This is a genomic window from Burkholderia humptydooensis, assembly GCF_001513745.1.
In the GTDB taxonomy this organism is placed as follows: domain Bacteria; phylum Pseudomonadota; class Gammaproteobacteria; order Burkholderiales; family Burkholderiaceae; genus Burkholderia; species Burkholderia humptydooensis.
This window is the reverse complement of the sequence record NZ_CP013382.1, coordinates 2407626-2426758: the sequence shown is the minus strand read 5'-3', so window position 1 is coordinate 2426758 and position 19133 is coordinate 2407626. Positions and strand designations below refer to the sequence as shown.

Sequence of the window (19133 nt, the reverse complement as noted above, 5' to 3'; positions counted from 1 at the left end):
GATGAGCGCGACGACCCTGCCCGTTCCCGCATCCGGCGGCGGCGCGCGCCGCAGCAAACTGCTGAGCGATCCGAAGCATTGGGTCGCGCAGGCAGGCTTGTGGACCGTCACGGCGCTGCTGATCGCCGCGCATCAGGGCACGCTGCTGACGTACGGCTTTCCATGTCTCGCGGTCGCGGCCGGCTTGTGGCTGTATTTCATGAGCCCGGCGCGCTATGTCGGCTTCATGTGGTGGATGTGGTTCCTGAGCCCGGAGGTGCGCCGCCTCGCCGACTGGTCGAAGGGCGCCTATACGCCGACGAGCCTGATCCAGATCGCGCCGCTCGCGGTCACGATGATCGCGGGGCTCGGCTTGCTGCGCCATTACCGTGTGCTCGCCGAGCGACGCGGGCTGCCGGTGCTGTTGATCCTGTTCGGCCTGATATACGCGTTTCTCGTCGGCGTCGTGTCGAGCGGGCCGCTCGCCGCCACCTACGACCTCGCGAACTGGCTCTACCCGGTGCTGATCGGCTTTCACATCGCCGTTCATTCGCGGGACTACCCCGAGTACCGGAAGGTGATCCTGTCGACGTTCGTCTGGGGGATGCTCGTGATGGGCGTCTATGGAATCGTGCAGTTTTTCGCGATGCCGAAATGGGATGCGCTGTGGATGATCGGCTCGCAGATGAATTCGCAGGGCGATCCGGTGCCGTACGGCGTGCGCGTGTTCAGCACGATGAATTCGTCGGGGCCGTTCGCGTTCGCGATGATGGGCGCGCTCGTGTTCATGATCGCCGCGACGGAGCGCGTGCGCTGGATCGCGGGCGCCGCGGGCTTCATTTCGTTCTGCCTGTGTCTCGTGCGCTCGACGTGGGGCGGCTGGGTGATCGCGCTCGCGATCCAGCTCGCGAAATCGAGCAATCGCGTGCGCGTGCGGATCATCGGCAGCGCGGTCGTGCTGGCCGCGCTGTGCGTGCCGCTCCTGACCGTCGGGCCGGTGGCGGACCGTCTCGGCCAGCGCCTGCAGTCGATCACGAACCTGAAGGACGACCGCAGCTACGACGACCGCAACAAGTTCTACGCGACGTTCGCGCAGACTGCGTTTACCGACGTCGCGGGCGAGGGCCTCGGCGCGACCGGCGCGTCGACGAAGCTGTCGAGCGACGGCGGCAGCCTTGGCAAGTACGGCAGCTTCGACAGCGGCGTGATGAACGTGCCGTTCGTGCTCGGCTGGCCCGGCACGCTGCTCTATCTGCTCGGGCTCGTCTGGCTGCTCGGCCGCGCGCTGCGCGCATCGTTGCGGCTGCGGCGCGACAAGTTCGCCGCCGCGTGCCTGAGTCTCAGTTTGTCTGTCTTCGCGATGCTCGTCTTTACCAATTCGTTCATCGGCACGGGAGGGCTGTTGCTGTTCATGAGCATATTTTCGATCTTGTCCGCGGCGCATTGGCAAAAGCTGCAACGCGCGAGCGCCGCGCGTTTTCCGGGAGCCGACCAGTGAGAATCGCCATCGTCACGCACGTCGTGCGCCATAACGACGGCCAGGGACGCGTCAATTACGAGATCGCGCGAGCGGCGCTCGCGGAAAACTACCAGGTGACGCTCGTCGCGTCGCACGTCGCGCCCGAGCTGCTCGCGGATGCGCGCGTGCGCTGGATCGCCGTGAAGGCGGGCCGCTTCTGGCCGTCGAACCTCGTCAAGCAGCAGGTGTTCGCGATCAAGAGCGCATGGTGGCTGCGCCGTCATCGCGACGCATACGACGTGCTGCACGTCAACGGCTTCATCTCGTGGGTGCGCGCCGACGTGAACACCGCCCACTTCGTCCATAGCGGCTGGTTCGCGAGCCGCTATTACCCGTTCGGCCTGTCGAAGGGGATGTGGTCCGCGTATCAGTACGTCTATACGCGCGCCAACACGCTGCTCGAACGCTGGGCGTACCGGCGCGCGCGCGCGATCACGGCCGTGTCGCAGAAGGTCGCCGACGAGATCCGGCAGATCGGTATCGACGGCGAGCGGATCGGCGTCATCTACAACGGCGTCGACGCACAGGCGTTCGCGAACGCGGCGCCCGATCGCAGCGCGTTCGGCCTGCCGGCCGAGCCGTTCATGCTGCTGTTCGTCGGCGATCTGCGCACGCCGCGCAAGAATCTCGGCACCGTGCTGAAGGCGCTCGCGCATCTGCCGCCGAGCGTGCATCTCGCGGTCGCGGGCTATTTGCCCGGCAGTCCGTATCCGGGCGAGGCGCGCGCGCTGAAGATCGACTCGCGCGTGCATTTCCTCGGGCTCGTGAAGAACATGCCGACGCTGATGTCGTCGGTCGATGCGTACGTGTTTCCTTCGCGCTACGAAGCGATGAGCCTGTCGCTGCTCGAGGCGATGGCGGCGGGGCTGCCTGTCGTGACCGCGCGCACCGCGGGCGGCGCGGAGATCATCACGCCGGAGTGCGGGATCGTGCTCGACGATCCGGACGATCCGGCCGCGCTCGCGCACGCGATCGAACGCCTCGCGCGCTCGCGCGACGCGTGCCGCGCGATGGGCGACGCGGCGCGCAGGCTGATGGAGGGATTCGGCTGGGCGCGCATGGGCGCGCAGTACATCGCGCTGTATCGGCGGCTGCGCCAGTCGTCGCAGTCGCCGTCGCTCGCCGGCGCCGAGCATGTCGTGACGCAGGAGCCATCGTGATGAAGCACACCGGAACGTCGATCAAGTCGCTGCAAATCGGCATGCACTGGTTTCCCGAGCGGGCGGGCGGGCTCGATCGCATGTACTACTCGCTCGTCGGCGCATTGCCGGGCGCGGGTGTTGCGGTGCGCGGCGTCGTCGCGGGCTCCGAGCGCGTCGCGGCCGATACGGGCGGCGCGATCCGCGGCTTCGGACCTGCGACGTCGTCGCTGCCGCGCCGGATGATCGCCGCGCGTCACGCGCTGCGCGACGTGGTCCGCATCGAGCGGCCCGATGTCGTGTCGTCGCATTTCGCGCTGTACACGTTCCCCGGGCTCGACGTGACGCGCGGCATCCCGCAGGTGTCGCATTTCCAGGGCCCGTGGGCCGACGAGAGCCACGTCGAGGGCGCGGATTCGATCGGGCAGAAGGTCAAGCACCGGCTCGAGCAGGCGGTCTACGCGCGCTCGTCGCGGCTCATCGTGCTGTCGCGCGCGTTCGGGCAGATTCTCACGTCGCGCTACAACGTCGATCCGGCGCGCGTGCGCGTCGTGCCCGGTTGCGTCGACACCACGCAATTCGATCTGCCGATGACGTCCGCCGACGCGCGTCGCAAGCTGCAACTGCCGCAGGACCGGCCGATCGTGCTCGCGGTACGGCGGCTCGTGCGGCGCATGGGGCTCGAGGATCTGATCGACGCGGTGAAGACCGTGCGCCGTCGGCATCCGGACGTGCTGCTGCTGATTGCCGGCAAGGGGCGGCTCGAAGGCGAATTGCAGGAACGGATCGACGATGCCGAGCTCGGCGACAACGTGAAGCTGCTCGGCTTCGTGCCCGACCATCATCTGGCCGCGCTGTACCGCGCGGCGACGCTGAGCGTCGTGCCGACCGTCGCGCTCGAAGGCTTCGGGCTCATCACCGTCGAGTCGCTCGCGTCCGGCACGCCGGTGCTCGTGACACCCGTCGGCGGGCTGCCGGAGGCGGTCGCGGGCCTGTCCGAGGCGCTCGTGCTGCCGGAGATCGGCGCGGCCGCGATCGCGGACGGGTTGACGGCTGCGCTGTCCGGCTCGCTCGTGCTGCCGGATGCGGACGCATGCCGGCAATACGCGCGCGCGCATTTCGACAACACGGTGATTGCGCGCCGTGTCGCGGAGGTCTACGAGGAGGCGATTCGGGCGGCGGGTTGATCGCTGCGCCACCGGCCGGGCGCGAGTCCGAACCGTTTGGTGAACGCGTGCGTGAATGCGCTCTGATCGGCGAAACCGACTTCGCTCGCGATGTCGGTCAGCGAACGTTTCGGATTCCCCATCAATACGACGGCGGCGTCGAGCCGCAGCCGCTGCAGATAGCGATGCGGCGTCTCGCCGAACGCTTCGCAGAAGAGCTGATGGAAGCGGCGCATGCCGAATCCGCAATGCGCGGCGAGATCGGCGATGCGCAGCGGCTGAGCGAGATGCGCGCGCAGCCAGCGATCGATGCGCGCGAAGTCGAGCCCGACGGCGGGCTGCGCCGGCGCGCCGCCCAGTTCGCCGACGAGCGCGTCGCATAGCCGTGCGGCTGCTTGCCAGTGCAGGCGCCGGGCCGATGCGGTGTCGACGCGCGGCCCGCGCGCGAGTCGCGACGCGAATTCGCCGACGAGCATCGTGAGGCCCGGGGCGATCGCCATCGTCTTGGGGCGTTCGAACAGCCGCTCGGGCACCGCGAGCGAGCCGGGCGGCAAGTCGAGCACCAGTTGGCTGTTGTGGGCGAGCCCCGCGTAGTCGTGCCGCGAGCCGGCCGGAATCAGCCACGCGGAGCGGCAGTCGATCCGCTCGTCGACGCCGTCGACCGTCATCGTCATCGCGCCGTCGACACCGAGCACGATCTGATGGAAGTCGTGCACGTCCGACTCCTGCACGACGCCGTAACGGCGCAGCGACAGGGTGGGCGAAGCGGGGCGGGTCATGATCGAGCGACGGCCGGCGAACGCTGGCGACGGGCGATGCCGGCGTCAGACGCCGAGCAGTTCGACTTCGAACACGAGCGTCGCGTTGGGCGGAATCACGCCGCCCGCGCCGCGCGAGCCGTAGCCGAGCTGCGGCGGGATCGTCAGGCGGCGCACGCCGCCCACCTTCATCCCTTGCACGCCTTCGTCCCAGCCCTTGATGACCATGCCGCCGCCGAGCACGAATGCGAACGGATCGTTGCGGTCCCTGCTCGAATCGAACTTCTGGCCGTCGGTGAGCCAGCCCGTGTAGTGCACGCTCACCGTCTGGCCCGCGCGCGCCTCGGCGCCCGCGCCTTCGGTCAGGTCTTCGTATTTGAGGCCCGATTCGGTGGTGACGACTGCCATGAATTGCTCCTGAAGGATCGAAATGATCCGCTATTGTAGGGGAGCCGCACGATCTCGACCGAATTTCCCGGCGGGCCGGCTTCGCGCAGGTTTCGCGGCCAGGAGCTTGCCGCGCGCCTGCGCGTTTGGAAGACCGCCACTAACTCGCGCCTTGCTTATCCACGGCTCCTCGCCATATTGTTTCAGTTATTAATGTAAAGGTCGGCGGCAGTTTTCGGCGCGCGATCCCCGGGCGGGCGTATCGACGGCGAATCGTTTGGGGCGAGCGGCCATACGATCGGCTTGCGCGCCGCCGCCGGCCCGACAAATCGAAGATATGAGGAGACGTGGATGAATCGACCCGCGAAGTCGACGGACCCGGTGTTCGTCATGCCCGTGCGTCGCGACCTGCGCTTCAATCTGCCGGTCGAGCGCGCGACGAATTGGCACGGACAGGGCTCGCAAGTCTCGCACTTCTTCAACGCGCTGTCGCTGCTGTTTCCGGCGGGCGAGCGCTTCTTCATGGATTCGGTGCGCAACTATCGCGACCGGATCGACGATCCCGTGCTGAAGCAACAGGTGCTCGGCTTCATCGGCCAGGAGGCGATGCACACGCGAGAGCACGTCGAGTACAACGAACTGATGCAGGCGAACCGGTTGCCGGCGCGCACGGTCGACAGGCGCGTATGGAAGGTGACGGGCTGGATGAAGAAGGTGCTGCCGCATTCGGTGCAGCTCGCGCATACGGTTGCGGCCGAGCACTATACGGCGATGCTGGCCAACTGGCTGCTGACCGAGCCCGCCGCGCTCGCCGGCTCGCACGAAGGCTACAGGCAGATGTGGCTGTGGCACGCGCTCGAGGAGACCGAGCACAAGGCGGTGTCGTTCGACGTCTGGAACACGGTGATGAAGCCGGGGCCGAAACGCTACCTGATTCGCGTCGGCGTGTATTTGCTGACGACGATGACGTTCTGGCCGAACGTGTTCCTGATCCATTCGCAACTGATCCGCTGGGACCGGACGTCGGACAAGAGCGTGCGCGGCCTCTGGCGCGTGGTCTGCCTGTTGTACGGTCCGCGGCGGGGAATGTTTCCGGGAATCGCGCGCGAGTGGCTGAGCTTCTTCCGGCCGGGCTTCCATCCGTGGGACCACGACAATCGGCACCATCTCGCGCGCGTCGACGGCATCGTCGAGGCGACGCAGGCGCGCGCCGCGCAGACGCTGCCGCCCGTTGACCTCGACGGCGCCAAGCCGGCGTGAGCAAATGCCGGCGATTCGCCGTCGCCGCGAATTCGTGGGACCGTAGGCGGGGCGATTGCGCGAGAGACGGATAGAGAACCAGCACGGAAGGCGTGCGGGCGGAGGCAGGCAGCCGCTGTGCAGCGGCCGACAACGACCCGGACAACGCGGCCCGGACAGCGGCCATTCAACTCTGACCCCATCAAACCCCAATCCGCAGCTTATTCGGTTCCGCCATCATTTTTCTTGCAAAGATCCCGAAATGGACTAATCTTGTTAGTAGATTCATTTCGAGACTAACCGCCATGTCCCGTCCCGCCCTGAAGCCGTTTCCGAATCCGCCGGCGGCGACAGTCGAGCAAATGTCGGCGGCCGGTCTGCGCGCGTTCTTCAACATCGCGCGCGACTGGGATCTGTCGACCGACGAGCAGCTCGTCCTGCTGGGCTCGCCCGGCCGTTCGACGTTCTTCAAATGGAAGGCGTCGCCGCAAACCGCGCGCCTCACGCACGATACGCTCGAGCGCCTGTCGCTCGTGCTCGGCATCTACAAGGCGCTGCAGATCCTGCTGCCGCAGCCGGCCGCGGCGGATGCGTGGGTCAAGCGGCCGAACGACGCCGCGCCGTTCAACGGCCGGCGCGCGCTCGACCGGATGCTCGCGGGGAACGTCAGCGATCTCGTCGCGGTGCGGCAATATCTCGACGCGGCGCGAGGCGGATGGGCGTGAATTCTCCGGAACGGCAGACGAACTGGCCCACCGCGGCGCTCGACTGGACGCCCGCCTACCGCGTGATCCCCACGCGCTTTCCCGCGATCAACCTGTTCGACCGCGTCGCATCGGCCGAGGATTTCGACGCGCTCTACGCACTCGAGGCGCTGACCAACGATCGCGTGCGGACCGAGGTCGGCATGCTCGAGCTCGTGCCGCCGCAAGAGCGGCGCTTCGGGCCCGGTTACGGGCCGATCATGGCGGCGTTCACGCACCTGAATCCGAACGGCAGCCGTTTCTCGGACGGCAGCTATGGCGTGTTCTATTGCGCCCGCGCGCGCAATACGGCGATCGCGGAGACGCGCTATCACACGTCGCTGTTCCTCGCCGCGACGAAGGAGCCGCCGATGCGCCAGCAGATGCGTCTCTACACGGTGGCCGCGCAGGGCGAGGTCGCCGACGTGCGCATGTGGCGCGAGCGCGATCCGGCGCTCCTCGATCTCGTCGACTACTCGGCCGGCCAGGCGTTCGGCCGCGCGGTGCGCGACGCGGGCGTCGCGGGCGTCGCGTATCCGTCGGTGCGGGACCCGGGCGGCGAATGTCTCGCCGCGTTCAGGACGACGTTGCTGCACGATTGCCGCCACGCGGCGTATCTCGAATACAACTGGAGCGGCGCGGCGATCGATGCGGTGTTCGAGCTGAATCAGGTCGGCTGAGCCCGCGCGCGGCATGCGGTGTGGTTGCGTCGCGACGTCGAGGGCCGGCTCAGCCGCCGCGCGTCACGGCAGCGGCACGTCGGCGGCGCCCTGATGGCGCGCGGCCGCGACCGACATCGACCAGCTTTCGCCGCTCTTCGCATCGAGCAGCGTGAGCCGGCCCGACGGATCGAACGCGCCCGTGTCGACGAACGTCTGCGCGCCGATGCGCACGACGTCGTGCATCGGCGTATGGCCGCAGTAGGTGGTCGACAGACCGATCTGCCGCGCGGCCGGGTCGGTGCGCCCGTACGCAAGCTCGCGGCCCCACAGCAGCCGCGTGATCACGTCGGGCGCGTAGTCGCCGCGGTCGAGGTCGGCGTCGCTGCCGAAGAATTCCGCGTGCAGCACGTTGAAGCGCTCGTCGCCTTCGCCGACGACGCGCACGAGCGGCAACTCGCGCAGCCGCCGGGCGTAGCGCTCGAGCGTCCCTGCGGGGAGGTCGGCCGCCCATTCGCCGCCGATGCGCTTCCACACGCTCATCGGCAGCTTGCCGTCCGCGACCGAGCAGAGCGCGTCCTCGTGATTGCCAAGCACGCAATGAAACCACGGGCGATCGAGCAGCGCGAGCGCTGCCTCCGACTGCGCGCCGCGGTCGACGAGGTCGCCGACCGAGAACAGCCGGTCGCGTGCCGGATCGAAGCGCACGGTGTGCAGCAGCGCGCGCAGCGGGTCGACGCAGCCGTGCAGATCGCCGACGACGAAATCGCGGCCGGCATGGTTCGCGGTATGGCGACGGATCAGGGGAGCGGTGTCCATTCGCCCATCTTAGGACACAGCCGCGCTTGGCGCAGCGGGAGAACATGACGATAATCGCTGCGACGCGCCGCTGCCGCGGCGCTGTCTTTCACCCGACTTTCGATCGTTTCGACGAACAACCATGACGTTCTACCCGCAAGTGCTGCGCAATCGTCCGCGCATGGTGATCGCGGCTGCTGCCGGCGTCGCGTTCGGCCTGCTGTTCCCGTATCCGCTGCGGCCGTTCGCGCGCGCATTGATCGGCTGGGATTGCACGATCTGGCTGTATCTCGCGCTGATGTGGGTGAGGATGGTGCGCGCGCATCATCGCAAGGTGCGCGAGATCGCGATGCGCGAGGACGAGAACGCGACGATCGTGTTGACCATCATCTGTTTTGCAACGGTCGCGAGCATCGCGGCGATCGTGCTCGAGCTCGTCAGCGTGAAGAGCGTCGGGTTCCGCTCCGGCCTCGGCCATTACGCGGTGACGGGCGCGACGATGTTCGGCGCATGGTTCCTGATTCCGACGATCTTCACGCTGCACTATGCGCGGCTCTACTATCTCTCGCCGACGCAGGCGCGCGCGATGGCGTTTCCCGATCGCGAACTCGAGCCCGATTACTGGGATTTCCTCTACTTCTCGTTCACGATCGCGGTTGCGTCGCAGACGTCGGACGTATCGCTGCGCGGGCGATCGATCCGGCGCGCGGCGCTCGCACAATCGATCCTGTCGTTCTACTTCAACATGGCCGTGCTCGGGCTGTCGGTCAACGTCGCGGCTGGCTTGCTGAGCTGAGCCCGAATGCGCGGACGTTGCATGTCGCGCGTCGGCCGGCGCGTACGCACGGGCGGAACGAGCCGGCGCGCGAGCCTCGGGTATGCAGCCATTTCCTTGCATTTCACGGAGGCGCTGCCTAATATGCAGCCAGGAGGCTGCATATGAACACATCGACCGATCGTATCGAAAGGCGGATCGTGCTGAATGCGCCGCGCTCGCGGGTCTGGCGCGCACTGACGAACGCCGACGAATTCGGCGCGTGGTTTCGCGTCGATCTGACAGGGCAGGCGTTCGAAGCGGGGCGGCGCGTGGAAGGCCGCATCATGTACCCCGGCTATGAGCATCTGGTGTTGCAGATGTGGATCGAGCGGATCGAGCCGGAGCATCGTTTCTCGTATCGCTGGCATCCCGCCGCGGTCGATCCGGCCGTCGACTACTCGCAGGAGGCGCCGACGCTCGTCACGTTCAAGCTTGCCGACGTCGAAGGCGGCACGTTGCTCACCGTCGTCGAATCGGGCTTCGACAAGCTGCCGATCGAGCGCCGCGCCGACGCATTCCGGATGAACAGCGGCGGCTGGGACGAGCAGATGACGAACATCGCCGCGCATGTCGACGCGCGCTGACGGCCGGCCGTCGCGCGCACCGCTCAAGCGTGCGCAGTTGCGCGATTGCGCGGCGGTGTTCGCTGCGCTCGGCGACGAAACTCGCCTGCGGATCGTCGCCGCGTTGTGCGCCGGCACGGCGCTGTCGATCGCGCAGATCACCGCGGGCACCGACATCACGCGCCAGTCGGTCACGCAGCATCTGCTGGTGCTCGCGCAAGCGGGGCTCGTGCGCGACGCGAAGGTCGGGCGCGAGCGGCTGTGGAGCTTCGATCCCGCGCGGATCGACGTCGCGCGCGCGGCGCTGGAGACGATCGGCCGACAGTGGGATCAGGCGCTGCTGCGGCTCAAGCAGGCCGTCGAAGGATGACGGCGGCATGGCCTCGCCGCCTTCGGACACGAATGGTCGGCTTCGTCGGCCGATAGGGGCGGTCGAACGAATGCCCGTCGTCGAGCAACGCGTCGCGCCGATGCCCACGTCACGACGCATGCTGCCGAATCCGCGCGGGCGCTTCCGCGCAAGACATGCGAAGCGCGCGCAGCGCGCACATGCTGTCCATTGCCGCCACACGGGAGCTTTGCCGCATATCGCATCGTCATCGCTCGTCGATTATTGGCCGGTGAAATAGAACGCTTTCGATTGCATCGCGAGCACAGCCGAAATGGCGGCCAACCAATCGGCGAATACGCCTGGCTCGCATCGATCTCCATTTCGACAGCTTTGGGCACGCGTAAAACGTAGCGCGACACGGCCTTTCATTCATCGCAATGCGCACTTGGCGCGCGCAGTGGCTTCACGCCGGCCAATTGATTGAGTCGCCGAAAATGATTGTGCGACCAAAAATAAAAATCAATAAGCGCTTAAATATCTGCCTCGATGCTTATTCTCCAATTGCGATGAAATGGCATGCATATATTCCGGAAGTAATCTAAGTATTTCCTCAGGGAATTTCATCTAGCCTATCAACCATTGAATGCGGCGACGAACGACACGCATTCGATGCGACGCCGCGCACACGTGAATCCGCTCCTTGGGCGAAATCGACGGCACATCGGCGAGCGATTCGAAAAAAGCAGCCAGCAGTCAGAGAGAAAGCAGCAAGCAGTGAAACGACGAGGGGCCGGTAGTCGTTGACGAACGAACGTGCAGCGCGAGCGCGCATGCCGTGTCGTTCAGCCGTCTGCCGGTGCGCAATGCCGCCTGAATCTCGAAGGTGCCCGTGAAGAGACATCGCAAAGAGGATTCAGCCAGATGGCCAGACACATCATTCAAGCAATCCAGTCTCATGCGTTCGCGACGCCGTACAAATGCGCGCTGTCCGATTCTCGCGGCGATCTCGGCTACGCCGATCTCGACCGTTTCAGCACTCGCTTCGCGTTGCGCCTGCAGGATCTGGGCTGCCGCCCCGGCGAGCGCATCGTGATGCTCGCGAGCCGCCGCGCGCTGCTCGTCGCGGCGATCGTCGGCGTGTTCAAGGCGGGCTGCGTGCACGTGCCGCTCGATCCGCGCATGCCGGCCGACCGCCTTCGCTACATCCTGCACGACGTCGCGCCGGCGCTCGTGATCGCCGACGAAGATCTGATCGACGCGATCGAGCACGCGCTGCCGTGCGCCGCGCCGATCGTGCCGCTGAGCGAGCTCGATCGGCTCCTCGCCGACGACGATTCGCCGCGGCTCGACGCGCTCGTGCAGCCGTTGCCGCTGCCGCGGCTCGACGAGAGCGCGATCGCGTACTGCATCTACACGTCGGGCTCGACCGGCCGCCCGAAGGGCGTGCTGATCAACCATCGCAGCATCGTGGACTTCTTCGAGGGGACGCGCTCCGTCTACGACGTCACGTCGCAATCGCGCTGCGCGAGCTTCTCGCCGCTGAATTTCGACGTGTACCTGATGGACATGCTGTTTCCGCTTGCGCAGGGCGCCTCGCTGTACGTGCACGACGACGTGAACGCGCCCGATCTGCTGTTCGACGCGATCCGCGCGCACGACGTCACGCACTTTTCCGCGTGGGGGATGATGCTCGGCCTGATCGCGCAGGCGGAAGAATTCGAATCCGCGCCGCTGCCGCATCTGAAGACGATCCTCACCGGCACCGACGTGCCCGACGTGAAGACGATCCAGCGCTGGCTCAGGAAGAACGCGGGCGTGCAGGTGATCAACGCATACGGTCCGACCGAGGCGACCTGCGCGGCGACCGCACACGTGATCCGGGAGATCGAGCCGGAGCGGCGCACGCTCTATCCGATCGGCAAGCCGCTCGAGCATGTGCGAGCGCTGCTCGTCGACGAAGGCGGCGGCCGAATCACGGCGCCGGGCGTGCCTGGCGAGCTGATGATCGGCGGCACGCAGGTGATGCAGGGCTACTGGAATCTGCCGGAGGAAACGGCGGCGCGGCTCGTGCGCCTCGACGGCGTGCCGTTCTACCGGACGGGCGACGTCTGCACGTATCTCGCCGACGGCAGCCTGTACTACATGGGCCGCAAGGACAACGAAGTGAAGATCGGCGGCTACCGGATTCATTTGAGCGAAATCCAGCGGGTCATCAACAGCGTGCCGCACGTGTACGGATCGGAGGTGGTGCTGCTCGAATCGCGCTACGGCGAGACGCTGCTCGCCGCCGGCGTGCTGTTCGATCGCGGCGCGTCGCTCGACGCCGGCCGCAAGGTCGACGAAATCAGGCAGCGCCTCGCGGCGGAACTGCCCGCCTACATGGTGCCCCGCCACGTCACGGTTCTCGAGCAGTTTCCGCAGTTGTCGTCGGGAAAGACGGATCGCAAAGCGCTTCTGTCGATATTGCAACACCGCATCAACGAAAGTAACCAGGAGGAAGTGAATTCATGAATACCGAAACGATGTTGATTCAGATTCTGGAGAGCGTGGTCGGCGTCAAGAAGGTGACGGGCGATACCCGTTTTCTGGACGTCGGCGGCAATTCGCTCAATCTCGTCGAAGTGCTCAAGCAGATCAAGGCGCAGACGGGCGTCGCGCCGTCACCGAGGCTGTTTTTCGACAAGACGCGCTCGACGGTGGCGGCGTTGAGCGCCGAGATCGATACGCTGCGCGAAATGAGCAGCGCAGCGGCCCCGGTCGCGGGCTGATCCCGCAGGGCATTGCAAGGGCCGCGCAAGCGGCGGCCGCGACAAGCGGATTTTTCAGGACATGGCTCTTTACGCCATATTTAGGAGAACTGATATGCAAAAGCGTTTTCATCTGTCGGAAGCCGAGAAGAAATTCTTCTACGAGAACGGCTACGCCGGCCCTTTCACGCTGTACGAACCGGAGGAGATGAGCCGCGTCTGGGAAGAAGTGCGGATGGACCTGCTCGACACGGCGAAGGCGGCGTTCCCGGACAGCAAGCTCAACTACGACCGCCATCTCGACATGCTCTCGCTGAACCAGATCATCAGCCATCCGAAGATTGTCGACCGGATCTCGAGCATCCTCGGGCCGGACGTGCTGAGCTGGCGCACCGAGTGGTTCCCGAAATACCCGGGGGACGAAGGCACCGACTGGCACCAGGCCCAGAGCTTCGTCGAGTTCGAAGGCACCGAGAAGCTCGAGCCGACGGCGGAGGAAGAAGGGCGGCCGTGGGAACTGACCGCCTGGATCGCGATGAGCGAGGCGACCAAGGAGAACGGCTGCCTGAAGCTGATGCCCGGCAGCCATCGCACCTGGTACTTCGACGAGAAGCGCAACATCCCGTTCGAGCCGGAGAACTTCAACAAGCGCGTGCTCGACGACGGCCAGAAATCGGGCTTCTACGGCTACGACTACGAAAAGCTGAAGCTCGACCCGAGCTGGAAGCCGGACGAGTCGCGCGCGGTGCACATGGAGGTGAAGCCGGGCCAGTTCTTCATCTTCACGTCGCGCTGCATGCACGGCTCGAACCCGAACACGAGCAAGGACTCGGTGCGCTTCGGCTGGGCGACGCGCTTCGTGCCGACGCACGTGAAGGTCTACGCGGGGCAGGACTCGTTCCACCACTTCGGCGAAGTGCTGCCGCTCGAGCGCTACTCGACGGTGCTGGTGGCGGGCGAGGACCGTTACGGCCATAACCGCGTGACGAAGCCGCTTGCCGCCGTCGCGGCGGTCGCGTAAGCGATGGACGGCGCCGACATGAATGCACGCGAGGCCCGCTGGTTCCTGTTCGGCGCCGACGAACGGAAACCCGATGCGCGAATCCGGCTGTTCTGCTTTCACTACGCGGGCAGCGGCGGCTCGATCTTCCGGCACTGGGAGGAGGCGCTGCCGGACGACGTCGAGCTCGTCGCGGTGCAGATGCCCGGCCGCGAGAATCGCCTGAACGAGCCGCTGCTGTACGCGATGGACGACGTCGCGTCCCCGCTCGTCGATGCGCTCGCTCCGCTGCTCGACCGCCCGTTCGCGTTCTTCGGGCACAGCACGGGCGCGCTGATCGGTTTCGAGGTTGCGCGGGTGCTGCGCGCGCGCGGTTATCCGCAGCCGCGCTTGCTGATCGCGTCCGCGCAGAACGCGCCCGACGTGAAGCCGGAAGTGATTCGGCATCGATTGTCGGACGCGGAGTTCGTCGAAGTGCTGCGCGGCTGCAACGGCACGCCCGACGCGATTCTGCAGGACCCGGCGCTGCTCGAGCTGCTGCTGCCGCGGATACGCGCGGACGGCGCGGTGTTCGAGACGTATCGGTATGAGCGGCAGGCGCCGCTCGATTGCCGGATCGTCGTCTTCCACGGCACCGCCGACGGTCTCGTGCATGACGCGGGTCTCGCCCGCTGGGCGGGCGAGACGCAGCACAGCTTCGCGCGGTACCGGTTTGCCGGCGACCACTTCTTCATCCACGACGAAGAGGCGTCGGTGCTCGACCACATCAACCGCGAGCTCGAGCCGCTCCTGAGCGACGCGAGCTCCACTCTAATCGGATGACAGACAAATGGCGCAGTGGAATTCAGATGACGAGCTGTTCGCGCTGATGCGCGCCGAGCTCTCTACCTGCCCCGTCAGCGACGTGATGGAACTGCTCGGGTTCGCCTACCCGATGCTGCCGCCGGAGATCCGGCCGTTGCGGCGGGACATGGTGATGATCGGCCGCGCGATGCCGGTGCAGGACGAGCCGCCCGTGCCGCACGGCGGCCTCAAGCGCTACGACGCGAAACCGTTCGGATTGCTGTTCGAATCGGTCGAGGCGCTGCGCCCCGGTGAGGTCTACATCGCGGGCGGCGGCCCGACGGCGGTTGCGCGGCTCGGCGACCTGCTCGTCACGCGCGCGCGCAATCTCGGTGCGGCAGGCGTCGTGCTCAACGCGCACGTCCGCGACGCGAACACGATCCTCGATCTGAATCTGCCGGCATTCGCGCACGGCACGTACGCATACGGGCTGCAGGGCCGCCACAACGTCGTCGACTATCGCTGCTCGATCACCGTCGGCCACGTGCGGATTCGTCCGGGCGATCTGATTTTCGGCGACGGCGACGGCGTCTGCGTGATTCCACGCGAAGCCGAGCAGGAGGTGATCACGCGTGCGATCGCGAAGAACCGGCTCGAGCGCAAGGTTCGCGGCGCGATCGCCGAGGGGCGCAGTGTCGTCGATGCATTCAACCAATACAACGTCATGTGAGGAGCGCAACAACGATGAAAGCGAGCTACGTGTGGAAGAACGGCGAACTGGTGCCGTGGGAGCGCGCGCAGGTGCATGTGATGAGCCATGCGCTGCATTACGGGACGAGCGTGTTCGAGGGCGTGCGCGCGTACGAGATCGGTGACAAGGCGGCGATCCTCTGCGGCCGCGAGCACTTCGAGCGCCTGCTGTTCAGTTGCAAGGTCGCGCGGATTCCGTCGCCGATGAGCGTCGGGCAGTGGATGGAAGCGACGGTCGAGACGCTGCGCGCGAACGGCCAGCGCAGCGCGTACATCCGGCCGCTCGTCTATCGCGGCGCGGGCGAGTCGCTCGGGCTCGACGCACGTCAATGTCCGGCCGAGGCGCTGCTCATCACCACGCCGTGGGGCGCGTATCTCGGCGACGAGGCGTTGCAGCAGGGCGTCGACGTGCAGGTCAGCAGTTGGCGCCGCAACGGCGCGGGGGCGGCTAGCACGCTCGCGAAGATCGGCGGCCAGTACGTCAATGGCCAGGCGATCGTGATGGAGGCGCATGAGAACGGGATGAGCGAAGGCATCGCGCTCGATACGAACGGCTTTGTCAGCGAAGGCAGCGGCGAGAACGTGTTTCTCGTCCACAAGAACGAGATCTTCACGCCGTCGATCGGCAGCAGCATCCTGAGCGGCATCACGCGCAACTGCGTGATCCGGATCGCGCGCGACCTCGGCTACACCGTGACGGAAACGAGCATCCCGCGCGAAATGCTCTATCTTGCCGACGAAATCTTCTTCACGGGCACCGCAGTCGAGATCTGCCCGGTGCGCTCGGTCGATCGGATGCCGGTCGGCAGCGGCAAGCGCGGCCCCGTGACGAAGGCGATCCAGGATCAGTACTTCGGCATCGTGCGCGGCACACACGCGGACAAGTGGAACTGGCTCACGCCCGTGCCGGTGCCGTCGCGCGACGGAGCACGGGCATGAGCGCGCGCGAAGCCGCAGTCGATTCGCCGTGGCTGATCGTTCACGAAGCGCAAAACGCGCGCATGCGGCTCTTCTGCTTCCACTATGCGGGCGCGACCGCGTCGATCTTCCGGAGCTGGCCGGGCGGCTTGCCGGATTGGGTCGAAGTCGTCGCGGTGCAATTGCCCGGCCGCGAGTATCGGCTCGGCGAGCCGCTGATCGAGCAAGCGGAGCCGGTCGTCGAGGCGCTCGCGGACATCGTGCCGCCGCTGCTCGATCTGCCGTATGCGTTCTTCGGCCACAGCATGGGCGCGCTGATCGCCTTCGATCTCGCGCACCTGCTGCGCGCACGCGGCTTCGCGCAGCCTTTGCTGTTCGTCGCGTCGGGCCGCAGCGCGCCGCGCTTCAGGTGGCGGGACGCGGGCATTCAGACGCTGCCCGACGACGCGTTCATCGCCGCGGTGCGCGATTACAACGGCACGCCCGATGCGCTGATCGCCGATCCCGCGCTGCGCGATCTCTGGCTGCCGCGGCTGCGCGCGGACCTGACGATTTCGGCGACGTACCGCTACGTCGAGTCGACGCCGCTCGATTGTCCGATGCTGGTGCTGCACGGCTCGAACGACGGTCTCGTGAGCGACGCCGGGCTGTCCGGCTGGCTCGCGGAAACGCTCGGGGCCGTGCGCTATGTCGGATTTTCCGGCGGCCATTTCTTTATGCACGCAGAGGAAAGCGGCGTGCTCGCCGAAGTCGGCCGCGAGCTGGAGCGCGTGCTCGCGCGCGCCGCGCGGAACGGGCCGAACGGCATGCGCGAGCCGGCGGCGCGCATGGGTCATTTGACGCAGGAGAGCGGAACATGAAGAACAAGTCATCGCGCACGCGGGTGGCGATCCTCGGGTCGGGCAGCATCGGGCTCGACCTGATGTTCAAAGTCAAGGCATCCGAACAATTCGATCTGAAATTCGTCGTCGGACGCCATGCGAACAGCGAGGGGCTGAAGCTCGCACGTAGCTGCAACGTCGAGACGTCGAGCGACGGCCTCGACTTCCTGAAGGCGCACGAGGATGCGTATGACCTCGTGTTCGACGCGACCTCGGCCGCCGCGCACAAGGTCAACAATCGCTTCTTCTCCGACGCGGGCAAGTTCGTGATCGATCTGACGCCCGCGAAGCTCGGCCGCCTGTGCGTGCCGTGCATCAATCTGGACGACATCGGCGCCGAGCAGAACGTGAACCTGATCACCTGCGGCGGGCAGGCGAGCCTGCCGCTCGCGTATGCGCTGAAGCAGGCGGTCGACGAGATCGAATACCTGGAGGTGGTGTCGGCGATCGCGTCGCGCAGCGCCGGCATCGCGACGCGCGAGAACATCGACGAATACATGACGACGACCGAGTACGCGCTCGCGAAGTTCAGCGGTGCGAAGAAGACGAAGGCGATCCTCAACATCAATCCGGCCGAGCCCGGCGTGCGGATGCAGACGACGCTCTATGCGTACGCGCGCTATCGCGATTTCGACCGCGTGCGCGCGTGCGTCGCCGACATGGTCGAGAAGGTCCGCGAATACGTGCCCGGCTACCGGCTCGTCGTCGAGCCGATCGAGAGCCAGGGAAGGATCACGATCAGCCTCACCGTGCGCGGGCGCGGAGACTATCTGCCCGAGTACGCGGGCAATCTCGACATCATCAATTGCGCGGCGCTCGCGGTCGCCTCGCATCGGCACGCAACCGCCAGACTAGGAGCCACACAATGATACTGATCAGCGATGCGACCTTGCGCGACGGCAACCACGCGATTCGTCACCAACTGAGCGCCGCGCAGATACATGTCTATGCGCGCGCGGCCGACGAAGCCGGCATCGACATCGTCGAAGTCGGCCACGGCAACGGCCTCGGCGGCTCGTCGTGCCTGCTCGGGCAGACGCCGATCGGCGATCGCGTGATGCTCGAGACCGCGCGCGCCGCGCTGGGTACGAGCCGGCTCGGCGTGCATTTCATTCCGGGGCTCGGCAAGGCGGCGGACATCGCGCTCGCGCTCGAGATCGGCGTCGACGTCGTGCGCGTCGCGACGCATTGCACCGAGGCGAACGTGTCCGCGCGCTTCATCGAGCAGACGCGCTCGGCCGGCCGCACGGCGTTCGGCGTGCTGATGATGTCGCACATGGCGCCGCCCGACGTGCTGCTCGCGCAGGCGAAGCTGATGGAGCGCTATGGCGCGCAGGCGGTGGTGCTGATGGACAGCGCCGGCTATTCGACGCCGTCGCTCGTGCGCGCGAAGGTCGAGCGTCTTGTCGACGGTCTTGACATCGACGTCGGCTTTCATGCGCACAACAACCTCGGTCTCGCGGTTGCGAACAGCCTTGTCGCGCTCGAAGCGGGGGCGCGCATCGTCGATGCATGCGTGAAAGGCTTCGGCGCCGGGGCGGGCAATACGCAGCTCGAAACGCTCGTCGCCGCGATGGAGCGCGAAGGGCACGACACGCGCACGACGTTCGAGCGCGTGATGGCGCTCGCGCGCGGCACCGAGGCGTTTCTCAATCCGAAGACGCCGCACATTCAGCCGGCGAACATCGCGAGCGGACTGTACGGCCTCTTTTCCGGCTATGTGCCGCACATCCAGAAAGCCGCGCAGGAATTCGGCGTCAACGAATTCGAGCTGTACAAGCGGCTTGCGGAGCGCAAGCTCGTCGCCGGACAGGAGGACATCATCATCGAAGAGGCGAGCCGTCTCGCACGCGAACGGGACGTGCAGCGCGCGACCGGCGGCGAGCGGGTTCGCGAGCTGTCCGCGTGAGCGCGGACGCGCGTCACATGATCGAGCGAGGAGGAAATCGTGACCGG

21 protein-coding genes are annotated in these 19133 nt (G+C 66.5%); 18 read left to right on the top strand and 3 right to left on the bottom strand.

Annotated elements, in window-relative coordinates; genetic code table 11:
- The first annotated feature begins 1 nt into the window (after window position 1).
- Genes AQ610_RS29600 through AQ610_RS29590 form a run of 3 tightly spaced genes read left to right on the top strand, consistent with a single transcriptional unit; the run spans window position 2 to window position 3824 of the window.
- Window positions 2–1477, top strand: coding sequence for a glucose-6-phosphate isomerase (locus AQ610_RS29600; protein ID WP_009915726.1), 1476 nt, complete (start codon window positions 2–4; stop codon window positions 1475–1477).
- Window positions 1474–2658 (top strand): glycosyltransferase family 4 protein, encoded by a 1185-nt coding sequence (locus AQ610_RS29595; RefSeq protein WP_006027947.1) that lies wholly within the window; start codon window positions 1474–1476, stop codon window positions 2656–2658. The genes AQ610_RS29600 and AQ610_RS29595 overlap by 4 nt, the downstream gene beginning before the upstream one ends.
- Entirely contained in the window at window positions 2658–3824 is a 1167-nt protein-coding gene (locus AQ610_RS29590) for a glycosyltransferase family 4 protein (protein ID WP_009915725.1), read from the top strand. The genes AQ610_RS29595 and AQ610_RS29590 overlap by 1 nt, the downstream gene beginning before the upstream one ends.
- Here the strand turns inward: AQ610_RS29590 and AQ610_RS29585 are convergent.
- Complete coding sequence (locus tag AQ610_RS29585; protein ID WP_006027945.1) at window positions 3794–4582, bottom strand: AraC family transcriptional regulator; 789 nt, start codon at window positions 4580–4582, stop codon at window positions 3794–3796. The genes AQ610_RS29590 and AQ610_RS29585 overlap by 31 nt on opposite strands.
- A gap of 45 nt (window positions 4583–4627) precedes the next feature.
- A complete protein-coding gene (locus AQ610_RS29580) occupies window positions 4628–4969 on the bottom strand; it encodes an FKBP-type peptidyl-prolyl cis-trans isomerase (RefSeq protein WP_006027944.1) in 342 nt (113 codons plus the stop codon).
- 330 nt (window positions 4970–5299) lie between these two features.
- On the opposite strand from AQ610_RS29580, the gene AQ610_RS29575 reads away from it, so the two are divergent.
- The 3 genes from AQ610_RS29575 to AQ610_RS29565 all read left to right on the top strand — a co-directional run bounded on the left by AQ610_RS29575 (window position 5300) and on the right by AQ610_RS29565 (window position 7610).
- The gene (locus AQ610_RS29575) at window positions 5300–6208 is read left to right on the top strand and encodes a metal-dependent hydrolase (protein WP_006027943.1); all 909 of its coding nucleotides are present in this window, start codon (window positions 5300–5302) and stop codon (window positions 6206–6208) included.
- Between the two features lie 284 nt (window positions 6209–6492).
- Window positions 6493–6912 (top strand): MbcA/ParS/Xre antitoxin family protein, encoded by a 420-nt coding sequence (locus AQ610_RS29570; protein ID WP_006027942.1) that lies wholly within the window; start codon window positions 6493–6495, stop codon window positions 6910–6912.
- Window positions 6903–7610, top strand: coding sequence for an RES family NAD+ phosphorylase (locus AQ610_RS29565; RefSeq protein ID WP_006027941.1), 708 nt, complete (start codon window positions 6903–6905; stop codon window positions 7608–7610). Before AQ610_RS29570 ends, AQ610_RS29565 begins: the two co-directional genes overlap by 10 nt.
- A gap of 63 nt (window positions 7611–7673) precedes the next feature.
- On the opposite strand, the gene AQ610_RS29560 is transcribed toward AQ610_RS29565, so the two are convergent.
- Window positions 7674–8408 (bottom strand): metallophosphoesterase, encoded by a 735-nt coding sequence (locus AQ610_RS29560; protein WP_006027940.1) that lies wholly within the window; start codon window positions 8406–8408, stop codon window positions 7674–7676.
- A gap of 121 nt (window positions 8409–8529) precedes the next feature.
- Between AQ610_RS29560 and AQ610_RS29555 the strand changes: the two genes are divergently transcribed.
- The 12 genes from AQ610_RS29555 to dmpG all read left to right on the top strand — a co-directional run bounded on the left by AQ610_RS29555 (window position 8530) and on the right by dmpG (window position 19086).
- Complete coding sequence (locus AQ610_RS29555) at window positions 8530–9183, top strand: DUF1345 domain-containing protein (protein WP_006027939.1); 654 nt, start codon at window positions 8530–8532, stop codon at window positions 9181–9183.
- 143 nt (window positions 9184–9326) lie between these two features.
- Window positions 9327–9788, top strand: coding sequence for an SRPBCC family protein (locus tag AQ610_RS29550; RefSeq protein WP_006027938.1), 462 nt, complete (start codon window positions 9327–9329; stop codon window positions 9786–9788).
- Window positions 9772–10137, top strand: a complete 366-nt coding sequence (locus tag AQ610_RS29545) for an ArsR/SmtB family transcription factor (RefSeq protein ID WP_006027937.1) — start codon at window positions 9772–9774, stop codon at window positions 10135–10137. The genes AQ610_RS29550 and AQ610_RS29545 overlap by 17 nt, the downstream gene beginning before the upstream one ends.
- A gap of 882 nt (window positions 10138–11019) precedes the next feature.
- The gene (locus tag AQ610_RS29535) at window positions 11020–12609 is read left to right on the top strand and encodes an amino acid adenylation domain-containing protein (RefSeq protein ID WP_006027935.1); all 1590 of its coding nucleotides are present in this window, start codon (window positions 11020–11022) and stop codon (window positions 12607–12609) included.
- Window positions 12606–12866, top strand: a complete 261-nt coding sequence (locus AQ610_RS29530; RefSeq protein WP_006027934.1) for an acyl carrier protein — start codon at window positions 12606–12608, stop codon at window positions 12864–12866. Before AQ610_RS29535 ends, AQ610_RS29530 begins: the two co-directional genes overlap by 4 nt.
- Window positions 12867–12960: 94 nt before the next feature.
- The gene (locus AQ610_RS29525; RefSeq protein ID WP_006027933.1) at window positions 12961–13866 is read left to right on the top strand and encodes a chlorinating enzyme; all 906 of its coding nucleotides are present in this window, start codon (window positions 12961–12963) and stop codon (window positions 13864–13866) included.
- A gap of 3 nt (window positions 13867–13869) precedes the next feature.
- Entirely contained in the window at window positions 13870–14667 is a 798-nt protein-coding gene (locus tag AQ610_RS29520; protein ID WP_006027932.1) for a thioesterase II family protein, read from the top strand.
- 7 nt (window positions 14668–14674) lie between these two features.
- Window positions 14675–15358 (top strand): RraA family protein, encoded by a 684-nt coding sequence (locus AQ610_RS29515; RefSeq protein WP_006027931.1) that lies wholly within the window; start codon window positions 14675–14677, stop codon window positions 15356–15358.
- A 14-nt stretch (window positions 15359–15372) separates the two neighbouring features.
- Window positions 15373–16317 carry a branched-chain amino acid transaminase gene (locus AQ610_RS29510; RefSeq protein WP_006027930.1) on the top strand — a complete coding sequence of 315 codons (945 nt, stop codon included), beginning with the start codon at window positions 15373–15375 and terminating at the stop codon, window positions 16315–16317.
- Window positions 16314–17156, top strand: coding sequence for a thioesterase II family protein (locus tag AQ610_RS29505; RefSeq protein WP_006027929.1), 843 nt, complete (start codon window positions 16314–16316; stop codon window positions 17154–17156). The genes AQ610_RS29510 and AQ610_RS29505 overlap by 4 nt, the downstream gene beginning before the upstream one ends.
- The gene (locus AQ610_RS29500; RefSeq protein ID WP_009915723.1) at window positions 17153–18046 is read left to right on the top strand and encodes an acetaldehyde dehydrogenase (acetylating); all 894 of its coding nucleotides are present in this window, start codon (window positions 17153–17155) and stop codon (window positions 18044–18046) included. The genes AQ610_RS29505 and AQ610_RS29500 overlap by 4 nt, the downstream gene beginning before the upstream one ends.
- Window positions 18043–19086, top strand: coding sequence for a 4-hydroxy-2-oxovalerate aldolase (gene dmpG / locus AQ610_RS29495; RefSeq protein WP_009915722.1), 1044 nt, complete (start codon window positions 18043–18045; stop codon window positions 19084–19086). The genes AQ610_RS29500 and dmpG overlap by 4 nt, the downstream gene beginning before the upstream one ends.
- Window positions 19087–19133: the final 47 nt, after the last annotated feature.